This window comes from Mycobacterium sp. 1245801.1, from assembly GCF_001673055.1.
Taxonomy (GTDB): Bacteria; Actinomycetota; Actinomycetes; order Mycobacteriales; family Mycobacteriaceae; genus Mycobacterium; species Mycobacterium europaeum_A.
The window spans coordinates 1-12178 of record NZ_LZKY01000154.1 but is presented as its reverse complement, the minus strand read 5'-3'; the positions used below and the strand labels follow the sequence as shown (position 1 = coordinate 12178).

Genomic DNA, 12178 nt, shown 5'->3' with positions numbered 1-12178 from the left:
CTGCGCCGGAGTGCGCGACGACGCGCCGGTCGGCGGGAAGCAAGCCGTGACGATCTCGGCCCGGCTACGGGCCCCCACCCGGCTACGGGGCGCCGCCCCGGCCCGCGTTCAGCGTCGGTGACGCGTTCGGCTGGGCCTGGAACGCATTCACCAAAAACCCTGTGGCGCTGATCGTTTCGGCTCTCGTCTACGGGGTGCTGTTCGGCATCGCGTCCGCCCTGGTCGGCCTGAGTCAAAGCGTGGGTTCCACCACGAACAGCTCCGACGACGACTACTTCACCTTCACCGCGAACCTCAACGGCGGTGGGCTGGCGCTGCTCATCCTCGGCTATCTGGTCGCCTACCTGGTGGGGGCGTTCGCCCAGTCCGCTTTCCTGTCCGGCTGCCTGGATCTGGCCGACGGGCGGCCGGTGTCCATCGGGTCCTTCTTCAAGCCGCGCAACTTCGGCACGGTGTTTCTGGCCGCGCTGCTGGTCGGCATCCTCACCTCGATCGCCTCGGCGTTGTGCTTCCTGCCCGGGCTGATCCTGGGGATCTTTGCCCAATTCACCATCCCCTACGCCATCGACCGGTCCGAGCAGCCGATCAAGGCCCTCACCTCCAGCTTCTCCACCGTCACAGCGAACTTCGGCAACGCCCTGCTGGTCTGGCTGGTCGAGGTGGCGCTGTTCTTGGTGGGCTTCCTGGTGTGCGGCGTCGGCCTGCTGGTGGCGGCCCCGGTCGCCTCCCTGTTCGGGATCTACGCCTACCGCAAGCTATCCGGCGGACATGTGGTCCCGGTGCAGCAGGCGGGATACCAGTCCGGTCCGCCGCCCGGGCCCGCGCCGGCCTAGCGCCGCGCGCAGGTCTTTCGATTACGGCCGCGCTCGCCGCGTTTGCGGTGCGCTGCGCCGGGTCGGCGCGTGTGATGGGATCGGCGATTATGAACATCAAAGTGGCGCTGGGGCTCCCCTCCGGCCACACCTTTGATTGGCCTTTGCCGACATGACATTCGGCACCGGCGCACCGGCTGGACCCGGCTCGATGGCGGGCACCGCACGCTATGACGCCGACCGGCTGCTGGCCGGCTACCGCGCCGCGCGCGCCCAGCAAGCGCTGTTCGACCTGCGGCACGGCCCGGCGAGCGGCTACGACGAATTCGTCGACGGGGACGGCAACGTCCGCCCGGCGTGGGGCGAACTGGCCGACGCCATCGCCGAGCGTGGCCGCGCCGGGCTGGACCGGCTGCGCTCGGTGGTGCGCGACCTGATCGACAACGACGGCATCACCTACACCGACGTCGAGCCCGGCGGCCGGGCCCTAGAGCCCAGACCCTGGCAGCTGGACACCCTGCCGATCGTGCTGTCCGCGGCCGACTGGGAGGTGCTCGAGGCCGGCCTGCTGCAGCGGTCCCGGGTGCTCGACGCGGTGCTGGCCGACCTGTACGGGCCGCGCAGCCTGCTCACCGAGGGCGTGCTGCCCCCGGAACTGCTGTTCGGTCATCCCGGCTACGTGCGCGCGGCCAACGGCATCGAAATCCCGGGCCGTCACCAGCTTTTCATGCACGCCTGCGATGTCAGCCGACGACCGGACGGCGCCTTCATGGTCAACGGCGACCGCACCCAGGCCCCGTCCGGCGCCGGGTACGCCCTGGCCGACCGGCGCGTCGTCGCGCACTCGATTCCCGACCTCTACGAACGAATCGCGCCGCGGCCCACGACACCGTTCGCCCAGGCGCTGCGGCTGGCGCTGATCGACGCCGCACCCGATGACGCCCAGGACCCCGTGGTGGTGGTGCTGTCGCCGGGCATCTACTCCGAGACCGCGTTCGATCAGGCCTATCTGGCCACCCTGCTGGGTTTCCCGATGGTGGAAAGCGCCGACCTGGTGGTGCGCGACGGCATGTTGTGGATGCGCTCGCTGGGCACCTTGAAACGCGTCGACGTGGTGCTCCGCCGGGTCGACGCCGACTACACGGATCCGCTGGACCTGCGCGCCGACTCCCGGCTCGGGGTGGCCGGTCTGGTGGAGGCGCAGCACCGCGGGACGGTGACCGTGGTCAACACCCTGGGCAGCGGGATCCTGGAAAACCCTGGGCTACTGCGCTTTCTGCCCGCCATGGCCGAGCACCTGCTGGCCGAAACCCTGCAGCTGCCCACCGCGCAGGTCTATTGGGGCGGCATCGCCAGTGAACGCTCACACCTGCTGGGCAAGCTGTCGTCGTTGTTAGTGAAGTCCACCGTCGGCGCGGAAACCATTGTCGGCCCGGCGCTTTCGTCACACCAGCTGAGCCGGTTGGCCGCGCGCATCGAGGCGATGCCCTGGCAGTGGATCGGCCAGGAGCTGCTGCAGTTCTCGTCCGCGCCCACCGACCACGCCGGCGTGCTGTCGTCGGCGGGCGTCGGCATCCGGCTGTTCACCGTCGCCCAGCGGGGCGGTTACGCGCCGATGATCGGCGGCATCGGTTATGTGCTGGCCCCCGGGCCGGCCGCGTATGTCTTGAAAACCTCTGCGGCGAAGGATGTCTGGGTGCGGCCCACCGAGCGGGCACACGCCGAGGCGATCAGCCTTCCGACGCCGGAGGCACCGGCGAAGACGGCCGCGGGCACCTGGGCCGTCAGCTCACCACGCGTGTTGTCCGACCTGTTCTGGATCGGCCGTTACGGTGAGCGAGCGGAAAGCATGGCGCGGCTGCTCATCGTCGCCCGCGACCGGTTCCACGTCTACCGCCACCATCAGCAGAGCGAGGAAAGCGAATGCGTGCCGGTGCTGATGACGGCGCTGGGCCGCATCACCGGCACCGACATCGCGGCCGACAGCGACGGCGACCACGCCGAAATGATCGCCATCGCCCCGTCCACGCTGTGGTCGCTCACCGTCGATCCGCACCGGCCCGGCTCCCTGGTGCAATCGGTGGAGGGTCTGGCGCTGGCGGCGCGGGCGGTGCGCGACCAGATGTCCAACGACACCTGGATGGTGCTGGCCGGCGTGGAGCGCGCGCTGGCGCTGAAAAGCGAACCGCCGGAATCGCTTTCGGAGGCCGACGCGCTGCTTACCGGGGCGCAGACCCAGACGCTGGCCGGCATGCTGACGCTGTCGGGGGTGGCCAACGAGTCGATGGTGCGCGACGTGGGCTGGACGATGATGGACATCGGCAAGCGGATCGAACGCGGGCTGTGGCTGACGGCGCTGCTGGGGGCCACCCTGACCGTGGTCCGCGGCGCCGCGGCCGAACAAACCATCATCGAGTCCACCCTGGTGGCGTGCGAGTCCTCGGTCATCTATCGGCGCCGCACGGTGGGCAAGGTCAGCGTGGCCGCCATGGCCGAACTGATGCTGTTCGACGCGCAGAACCCGCGGTCGCTGCTGTACCAGGTGGAGCGGTTGCGGATCAACCTCAAGGACCTGCCCGGCTCCTCGGGCTCGTCGCGCCCGGAACGGCTGGTGGATGAGATCGGCACGCTGCTGCGGCGGTCCCATCCCGCCGAGCTGGAACGGGTCAGCGACGACGGCCGCCGCGCCGAGTTGGCGGAGCTGCTCGATGCGGTGCATGTCGAGCTGCGCAACCTGGCCGAGGTCATCACCACCACCCAGCTCACGCTGCCCGGTGGCATGCAACCACTGTGGGGTCCCGGCGTACGTCGGGCGATGCCGGCCTAGCCGGACGACGATGCGGCCTAGCCGGCGATCGCCGCGGGTCCCCTGGCCTCCGAGGTGATCTCGTCGATCACGGTGTGGATGAACTTCATCTTCTCCAGCACCGCGGCCGGCAGCACGAACGGGTAGAGGTCGTCGTGGCCCATCGAACGGTTCACCATGTTCAGCGACCACGACAACGGCAGCCACATGTCGATGATCGTCTGAAAAGCGCTGGGCCCCAAGACCGGCCGGTCGAAGGTCGCCGTCGCCGGTGCGAATCCGCACCACGCCGAGGTGTCCAGCGCGTCGCGGATGTGCAGGTAGTGGGCGAACGTCTCGGCCCAGTCCTCGGCGGGATGCATGGTCGCATACGACGACACGAAGTCGTCCTGCCATCCCTGCGGCGGGCCGTCGCTGTAGTGGCGGTCCAGCGCCGCCTGGTAGTCGGCGTCGGGATCGCCGAACAGCTCGTTGAACTGCGCCAGGTAGTCGCTCGACGGGGCGATCAACCGGTAGAAGTAGTAGTGCCCGATCTCGTGGCGGAAGTGCCCGAGCAGGGTGCGGTAGGGCTCGTCCATCTCGACCCGCAGCTGCTCGCGGTGCACGTCGTCGCCTTCGGCCAAATCCAGTGTGATGACGCCGTTGTCGTGTCCGGTCATCACCTTCTCCTTGGCGCTGGACAGCAGATGAAACGCCAGGCCCTGCTGCGGATCCTCGTCGCGGCCGATGATCGGCAGCTTCAGCTCGTGCAACTCGACGATCAGCCGGCGCTTGGCCGCCTCGGCCCGGGCGAACTCGGCCAGCCCGGCGGTGTCGGCGTCGTTGGGGCGCACCGTGGTCAGCGAGCACGACTCGCACAGCCGGCCGTAGTTGTTCTTCGGCACCAGCCAATTGCACTCGGCCAGATGCAGGTTGCCGCACAGCTGGTACTCGTCGGCGTCCACGGCGCCGGCGTGCTCGCCTTCGTTGCCCCGGGCGATCACCAGCAGTGCCATCTGGTTGAGGGAGAAGCCCAGTGCGCTGCCGCACGACAGGCACGCCGAATTCTCGAATGCCAGACGCTGACCGCAGTTGGGGCAGTGGAAATCACGCATAAAGCACATCACCTTCGAAAGGCACCACGTCGACGGCGACGTCGATCACGCTGTGTTCTGAGTTGGTATAGATGATCCCCCGCAGCGGCGGGACGTCGGCGTAGTCGCGTCCCCGGCCCACGACGATGTAGCGCTCGTCGACCATCTGGTCGTTGGTGGGATCAAGCCCCAGCCACTCGAATTGGCCTGCCTGCTGCGGTGTCCACACCGCCGCCCAGGCGTGGGTGGCGTCGATGCCGATCATTCGATCCTTTCCGGGTGGCGCGTCGGTGGCCAGGTATCCGGAAACGTAACTGGCCGCCAGACCGTTGGCTCGCAGGCAGGCGATCGCCAGCCTGGCAAAGTCTTGACATACCCCTTCCCGGGCGGCCAGAACCTCTTTGACTCCGGTGGAAATCGTTGTCGATCCCGACCGGTAGGTGAAGTCGGTGAAGATGCGCGACGTCAGATCCCGCAGCACCTCGATCAAGGGACGGCCGGGGGTGAAGCTGGACGCCGCGTAGTCGCGGATCTCGTCGGTGATCTCGGGCGGATTCAGGTCCAGGGTGAACTCGGTCGCCAGCGCCCCGCTGCGTCCGACCGGACGGGCCGATTCCCACGGTTGGGCCGCCGGCCCGGCGCCGTACAGGTCCGGGCCGGGCGGGTAGACGTCGACGATCGAATCGCTGGTCACCTTCAGGGCGCGGTGCGGCTCGGTGACATGGAAGTAGGAGCTGACGTTGCCGTAGCTGTCCTCGCTGGTGGAGCTGTCGCCGGGGGCCGGCTCGATCATCAGCCGGTGCGCGACGCAGCGCTGCCGCAGCGAGTCGCGCGGGGTGAGGAATCCGCGACCGTAAGAGCTGGTCACGACGTCGGAGTAGCGGTACTCGGTGCGGTGGGTCACCCGATGGCGACGGGCGGCCCCGCCGCCGTGTCCGCCTGGTTCTGCTGGCAAGCGCGTCCTCCTGTCCACCGCTGATCTCATCACATGCCGCCCGCTCGCGTGGGGTCCGCAGACCGCGCGGTTGGCCACCGTTTGCCGATCCGGCGGCACTCACGCCAAAACGGGAGCACAATCGTGTTGTGGCCACGTGGGGCGAGGTCGCCCGCATCGTTGGTGAGCTGGCACTCACCTCCGAGCCGTCACCGCACGACTGGCGGGTCGGCAAGAAGTTGCTGGCCTGGGAGCGGCCGCTGCGGCCGTCGGAACGTGAGGCGCTGGAACGCAACGGTCTCCCATCCCCGCAGGGCGACATCCTCGGTGTCCGGGTGTCCGACGAGGGCGTGAAGTTCGCGCTGATCGACGACGAACCGCGGATCTACTTCACCACCCCGCATTTCGACGGCTATCCCGCGGTGCTGGTCAACCTGGCCGAGATCTCGGTGCGCGACCTCGAGGACCTGATCACCGAGGCGTGGCTGACCCAGGCCCCGCGCAAGTTGGTCCAGGAGTTCCTGGCCGACTCGCGCTGAATCGCTCACACGGTTCGAAGGTCGATGACCCGTTGCAGGTCATCGACGCAGGCGCTGACGACGTCCGCGAGGATCACCTGCGCCTTCTCCCGCGCCCCGGACTGCAGTTGCGCGGCGTGGTGGCGCGCCGAGGCCGTGTACGCGCACGCGCCCGCGGGGTCGGGATCGGCCAGCGCGGTCGCCGCCGCCAGCACCACCAGCACGGTGTGCACGGACTGCGGCAGGCGCCCGCGCCCGCCGTCTTCACCGGGTGCGACGGCGCGGACCAGCTGGAGCACCGAACCGGCCAACAGCGCCACGTGCACAGCCTGATGGTCGGCCGCCGAGATCGCCTCCCGCAGCCCCCAGCGCCGCGGCGCGATGGTGACGACGTGACGCGCGGTGGTGCGCGCCTCGAGCAGCCCGCTGAGCTGTTCGTGCACCCGGTCGACGGCCGCCAGCGGCCAATCCGGCGGCGGCGCCTTGCGTCCGGCGGCGACGTCCGCCGCCCGCGCCATTACGTCGTGCAGCACGCCGAGCACCCCGACGCGTGCGTTGCGCAGCACCTTGCGCGGGTCTGCGGGGAACAGCAGGACGGCGAAGACGATGGCCACCGCACCACCGATCAGCGCGTCGAAGATACGTTCAAACCCGACGCCGCCGCGGTACAGCGCCAGCACCAGGATCGCCGACACCACCGTCTGGTTGGCGAACATCATCCCGTGCCCGATGAAGCCGCCCCCGATGAACACCGCGGCGCCCAGCGCCACCACGGCGGCGACCCCGATGGGCACGTCCCCCGGCCCGAGCAGGCCCTGCACCAGCGAGCCCACCCCGATACCCAGGGTCACCCCGATCATCATCTGGATGGCGCGCTGCGCCCGGAGCACGTTGCTGGTCGACAACGACACCGCGGCGGCGATCGGCGCGAAGAACGGCTGCGGGTGCTGCAGGACGTCATGGGCCAAATACCAGGACAGGCCCGCGGCCACCGCGGTCTGCACCAGGTTGAACCAGACCGTCCGCAGCCGCTTACTGCCGGCACGCGCGACCGCGGCAACCAACGAGGGCGCCGCCGGCCGCGAAGTGCCCACCGGCTAGGTCCGGATTAACTCGAACAGCGGGATCACCCGGCTGGTCTTGGCCTGGTACTCGGCGAAGCCCGGCGCGACGGCGGTGACCTTGTCGAAGAGCGCGGCGCGCTCGTCGGCGGGCAGCTCGCGCGCGGTCACGTCGAACGCTTGCACCCCCTGCGGGGCGCCGACCTCGACCCGCGCCTGGGGGTTGGCCCGCAGGTTGTGCACCCAGGCCGGGTCCTTGGGCGCGCCGGCGAAGGAGCCGATGATGATGAGCTTGCCGTCGATCTCGAAATAGGCCAGCGGCGACACCCGGGGCTGGCCCGACTTGGCGCCGGTGGTGTGCAGCAACAGCAGGCTGGCGCCCTCGAACTGGCCGCCGACCTTGCCGTCGTTGGCCCGGAATTCGTCGATGATGCTCTTGTTGAATGCGTTGACGTTCTCGGCGTCAGGGGTTTGAGTCATGCCCGGTCAACCTTGCCCGGCTCGGCGTCTATTCCGCTCGACAAACACCCGGACACGGTAATGGGTTTTGACGGCGGCTGAAAGCCGCCGATGAAACGGCGACCTCACGGCCAGGCCGAGGCAAAGGTGATCACCAGGACATCGCGCTGGGCCGGCATCGAGCCGTCGATCGGCCGGATCGGGGACACTCCGTGCAGGGTGCGACGGTCGTCGCCCAGCAGCAACGCGCCGGGATCGGCCAGCGTCGTCACCAGCAGCTCTCGGCCGTCGGCGTCGCACACCGTGCTCTCGCCGCCGCTGGCGTTGCGCCGCCCCACCAGCAGGGAGCTGACCAGGGTGACGCCGTCGCGGTGCATGCCCTCGGGCGTCGGGCGCCCGCCCTGCTCCATCGAGGACAGGGTGCGAAACGGATGCACCTTGACGTTCCAGTTCACGACGTCGTCCAGGGCCGACGCGACCCGGGACAGTAGCCCGATCACCTTGTACAGCAAGGGATCCCCGGCGAACGCGGCCGTCAGCGGCTCAAACTCGCGCTGCCTGCCGACGTAGAGGGGGTTGGAGTCCTCCGGCTGCACGAACGTGTGCTCGGGAATGGGGCGCAGCGCCCCGTCACGAAACGAGTACTGGCCGTAGCGACGCAGCCGCCGCACCCCCAACTCCGCCGCGTACGCGTCGGGCGCCAGCCGTTCCCAGTGCCGGGCGAACCGCTTCCAGTCCTCACGCCCCGCACCCAGGCTTCGCTTCACCTCGACGGCGGGCAGCAGCGCGGCTCCGGCCATGGCAACCTGCTGGGCCGCGGCGGCCACCGGGTCGGCGTTCGCCCGCTGCACGGAAAGAATGCGGGTCACCGCGCGGGGATACCGCACCGGGCGAGCCGCAAACCCGCTCGCCTTCGGGGTAACGCTGCCGGGCCGGGCGCATCTCGGGCAGGATATGCAGCATGGCCGATCAACCCGAGGTGCGCAGCGACAAAATCACCGTGCCGCAACGCATGGACGCGAACCACGTGCGCGCGCTGGCGATGCAGAAGGCGCAACACAAGGTGAGGCGGGGCCACCGGGTGTCCGATCTGGAACTCGGTGACAGCAGCCCAGTTGGCGGCCAAGACGTGGAGTGGTCTTACACCTACCGAGTGGTATAGGCGCCGCTAACCGCGCCCGGGCTTGGCGTCTATCCCGGACTCCTTGCGCTGCTGCGCGGTGATCGGCGCGGGCGCCTCGGTGAGCGGGTCCACGCCGCCGCCGGTCTTCGGGAAGGCGATCACCTCGCGGATCGAGTCGACGCCGGACAGCAGCGCGTTGATCCGGTCCCAGCCGAACGCGATCCCGCCGTGCGGGGGCGCACCAAAGGTGAACGCCTCCAACAGGAATCCGAACTTCTCCTGGGCCTCGGCGTGGTCCAGGCCCATCACCGCGAACACCCGTTCCTGGATGTCGCGGCGGTGGATACGAATCGACCCGCCGCCGATCTCGTTGCCGTTGCAGACGATGTCGTACGCGTCGGCGAGCACGTTGCCGGTATCGGTCTCGATGTCGCCCTCGTGGCCGGGCTTCGGCGAGGTGAACGCGTGATGCACGGCGGTCCACGCCCCCGAGCCGACGGCCACGTCACCCGCGGCGGTCGCGTCGTCGGCCGGCTCGAACAGCGGCGGGTCCACCACCCAGACGAACGCCCAGGCGCCCGCGTCGATCATTCCCAGCCGGTGGGCGATCTCGCCGCGCGCGGCCCCCAGCAGCGCCCGCGACGGCTTCGGCGGACCGGCCGAGAAGAAGACGCAGTCGCCCGGCTTGGCCCCGACATGGGCGGCCAGGCCGTCACGTTCGGCGTCGGACAGGTTCTTGGCGACCGGACCCCCCAGCGTGCCGTCGTCGGCGATCAGCACGTAGGCCAGTCCGCGGTGACCGCGCTGCTTGGCCCACTCCTGCCAGCCGTCCAGCGTGCGCCGCGGCTGTGATGCCCCACCGGGCATCACCACCGCACCGACATACGGCGCCTGGAAGACGCGAAATGTGGTGTCTTTGAAGAACTCTGTGCAGTCGACCAGCTCGAGGCCGAAGCGCAGGTCGGGCTTGTCGGAGCCGAATCGCCGCATCGCGTCGGCGTAGCTGATCCGTGGGATGGGTCTGGGAATCTCATACCCGATCAACGCCCACAGCGCGGACAGGATCTCCTCGGAGATGGCGATGATGTCCTCGGCGTCGACGAAGCTCATCTCCATGTCGAGCTGGGTGAACTCCGGCTGGCGGTCGGCGCGGAAATCCTCGTCGCGGTAGCAGCGGGCGATCTGGTAGTAGCGCTCCATGCCGGCCACCATCAGCAACTGCTTGAACAGCTGCGGACTCTGCGGCAGGGCGTAGAACGAGCCGGGGTGCAGGCGGGCCGGCACCAGGAAGTCGCGCGCGCCTTCGGGGGTCGAGCGGGTGATCGTCGGGGTTTCGATCTCGACGAAGTCATGCTGGGCGAGCACCGACCGTGCCGCGGCATTCACCTTGGAGCGCAACCGGATTGCCTCGGCCGGCCCGTCGCGGCGCAGGTCCAGATAGCGATACTTGAGCCGCAGCTCCTCGCCGGCGGGCTCGTCGAGCTGGAACGGCAGCGGCGCGCTCTCCCCCAGCACCGTCAGCGACGTGGCGTTGACCTCGATGTCGCCGGTGGCGATCTCGGGGTTGGCGTTGCCCTCCGGGCGGATCTCGACCACACCGGAGACCGCGACGCAGAACTCGGCGCGCAACCGGTGCGCCTGGGCCAGCACGTCCTCGGCGCGGAACACCACCTGGGCGATCCCCGAGGCGTCGCGCAGATCGATGAAGATGACGCCTCCGTGGTCGCGGCGGCGGGCCACCCAGCCCGCCAGCGTCACCTGCTGCCCGGCGTCGCTATTCCTCAGCGAACCCGCGGCATGACTGCGCAGCACAAAAGACTCCTCTTCACCTGGCCAGAACGAGTGCCCAGTCTAAAGGAGGTAATTTCGGTGGCATCGCCACAGACGCTGCTACCAACATCGCCCTGGTCGGTCCCGGCGCCGTCGGCACGACGGCCGCCGCCCTGCTACATCGGGCCGGCCACTCCGTCATCGTGTGCGGGCGCACCCCGCGCGACGTGATCGAAGTGCGACCCGACGGCGCCGACCCGATCGTCGTGCCGGGTCCCGTGCACACCGATCCGGCCGAGGTGACCGGGCCGGTGGACGTGGTGTTGCTGGCCGTCAAGGCCACCCAGACCGAGGCGGCGGGCGGCTGGCTGGCCCGGCTGTGCGACGTCCACACCATCGTCGTGGTGCTGCAAAACGGTGTGGAGCAGGTCGAACAGGTGCAGCCGCTGTGCCCGCAATCCCCCGTCATCCCCGGGATCGTGTGGTACTCGGCCCAGATGCAGCCCGAAGGCTGGGTGCGGTTGCGCACCGAACCGGCCCTGGTGCTGCCCAGCGGGCCGTCGGCGGAGGCCGTCGCCGAGCTGCTGCGCGACGCCGGGTGCCGGGTGGACTGCGACCCCGACATCATCACCGCGGCCTGGCACAAGCTGCTCACCAACGCCCTGGCCGGCTTCATGGCACTGGCGCGCAGGCGGTCCGGGATGTTCCGCCGCGACGACGTCGCCGCCCTGGCGCGCCGCTACGTCGCCGAATGCCTGGCCGTCGCGCGGGCCGAGGGCGCCCGGCTGGCCGACGGCGTGGTCGACGAGTTGGTGGACATGTTCCGCAACGTCGCCGAGGACATGAGCACCTCGATCCTGACCGACGCCGAACATCAGCGGCGGATGGAATGGGACATCCGCAACGGCGTGATCATCCGCAAGGGCCGGGCCCACGGCCTGGCCACGCCGATCAGCGACGTGATAGTGCCCTTACTGGCCGCGGCCAGCGACGGCCCCGGCTAGATTGATTTCATGTTCCCCTGCGAGCGCGTGGATCTGAACTTCATCGACTCGGCACCGTTCGTCTTCAGCAACAGCGTCGACCTGGCCATCACCCCCGAGCAGCTTTTCGAGGTGCTCTCCGACGCCGGGTCCTGGCCGCGGTGGGCGAAGGTGATCACGAAGGTGACCTGGACCAGCCCGGAGCCGCGCGGGGTGGGGACCACCCGCGTCGTCGAGATGCGCGGCGGCATCGTCGGCAACGAGGAATTCCTCGCCTGGGAACCGTTCACGCACATGGCGTTTCGATTCAACGAATGCTCCACCCGGTCCGTGGCGGCCTTCGCCGAGGATTACCGGGTGCAGGTCATCCCGGGCGGCTGCCGGCTGACGTGGACCATGGCCCAGAAGCCGGCCGGCCCGGCGAAGCCGGCGATGGTCGTGGTGGGGCCGCTGCTGAACCTGGCCCTGCGCCGCTATCTGCGAAACCTGCGCAACTACACCGACTCCCTTGCGACCCGGCAACGTTAGGAGAGCGTCGTGACCTTCAACGAGGGCATGCAGATCGACACCAGCACCGCCACGGTCGCCGGGCGGGTCCCGGTGATCGTCGGCGTGTCGGATGTGACCACCGCCAAGACG

General features: G+C 69.3%; 12 protein-coding genes. 6 read left to right on the top strand and 6 right to left on the bottom strand.

Going from position 1 to position 12178, the window contains the following annotated elements:
* The first annotated feature begins 161 nt into the window (after positions 1-161).
* Positions 162-833 (top strand): hypothetical protein, encoded by a 672-nt coding sequence (locus tag A5622_RS09565; RefSeq protein WP_066863534.1) that lies wholly within the window; start codon positions 162-164, stop codon positions 831-833.
* 190 nt (positions 834-1023) lie between these two features.
* A complete protein-coding gene (locus tag A5622_RS09560) occupies positions 1024-3639 on the top strand; it encodes a circularly permuted type 2 ATP-grasp protein (RefSeq protein WP_156752906.1) in 2616 nt (871 codons plus the stop codon).
* A gap of 17 nt (positions 3640-3656) precedes the next feature.
* Here the strand turns inward: A5622_RS09560 and A5622_RS09555 are convergent, their stop codons facing one another.
* Complete coding sequence (locus A5622_RS09555; RefSeq protein ID WP_066863539.1) at positions 3657-4712, bottom strand: putative zinc-binding metallopeptidase; 1056 nt, start codon at positions 4710-4712, stop codon at positions 3657-3659.
* Positions 4705-5676, bottom strand: a complete 972-nt coding sequence (locus A5622_RS09550; protein ID WP_082984867.1) for a transglutaminase family protein — start codon at positions 5674-5676, stop codon at positions 4705-4707. Before A5622_RS09550 ends, A5622_RS09555 begins: the two co-directional genes overlap by 8 nt.
* Before the next feature lie 98 nt (positions 5677-5774).
* Between A5622_RS09550 and A5622_RS09545 the strand changes: the two genes are divergently transcribed.
* Positions 5775-6164, top strand: a complete 390-nt coding sequence (locus A5622_RS09545; RefSeq protein WP_066863545.1) for an MmcQ/YjbR family DNA-binding protein — start codon at positions 5775-5777, stop codon at positions 6162-6164.
* A 5-nt stretch (positions 6165-6169) separates the two neighbouring features.
* Here the strand turns inward: A5622_RS09545 and A5622_RS09540 are convergent, their stop codons facing one another.
* The 3 genes from A5622_RS09540 to A5622_RS09530 all read right to left on the bottom strand — a co-directional run bounded on the left by A5622_RS09540 (position 6170) and on the right by A5622_RS09530 (position 8463).
* Positions 6170-7237: an aromatic acid exporter family protein gene (locus A5622_RS09540; RefSeq protein WP_066878118.1), complete on the bottom strand. Its 1068-nt coding sequence runs from the start codon at positions 7235-7237 to the stop codon at positions 6170-6172.
* 3 nt (positions 7238-7240) lie between these two features.
* Positions 7241-7684 (bottom strand): nitroreductase family deazaflavin-dependent oxidoreductase, encoded by a 444-nt coding sequence (locus A5622_RS09535; protein ID WP_066863551.1) that lies wholly within the window; start codon positions 7682-7684, stop codon positions 7241-7243.
* 104 nt (positions 7685-7788) lie between these two features.
* A complete protein-coding gene (locus A5622_RS09530) occupies positions 7789-8463 on the bottom strand; it encodes a 2OG-Fe dioxygenase family protein (protein ID WP_066863574.1) in 675 nt (224 codons plus the stop codon).
* A 161-nt stretch (positions 8464-8624) separates the two neighbouring features.
* Between A5622_RS09530 and A5622_RS09525 the strand changes: the two genes are divergently transcribed.
* The gene (locus A5622_RS09525) at positions 8625-8825 is read left to right on the top strand and encodes a hypothetical protein (protein ID WP_066878116.1); all 201 of its coding nucleotides are present in this window, start codon (positions 8625-8627) and stop codon (positions 8823-8825) included.
* A gap of 6 nt (positions 8826-8831) precedes the next feature.
* On the opposite strand, the gene aspS is transcribed toward A5622_RS09525, so the two are convergent.
* Positions 8832-10598, bottom strand: a complete 1767-nt coding sequence (gene aspS, locus A5622_RS09520) for an aspartate--tRNA ligase (RefSeq protein ID WP_066878115.1) — start codon at positions 10596-10598, stop codon at positions 8832-8834.
* A gap of 62 nt (positions 10599-10660) precedes the next feature.
* Between aspS and A5622_RS09515 the strand changes: the two genes are divergently transcribed.
* Together A5622_RS09515 and A5622_RS09510 are read left to right on the top strand one after the other, a co-directional pair.
* A complete protein-coding gene (locus tag A5622_RS09515; RefSeq protein ID WP_197498168.1) occupies positions 10661-11560 on the top strand; it encodes an oxidoreductase in 900 nt (299 codons plus the stop codon).
* Positions 11561-11569: 9 nt separating this feature from the next.
* Complete coding sequence (locus A5622_RS09510) at positions 11570-12067, top strand: SRPBCC family protein (protein ID WP_066878113.1); 498 nt, start codon at positions 11570-11572, stop codon at positions 12065-12067.
* Positions 12068-12178: the final 111 nt, after the last annotated feature.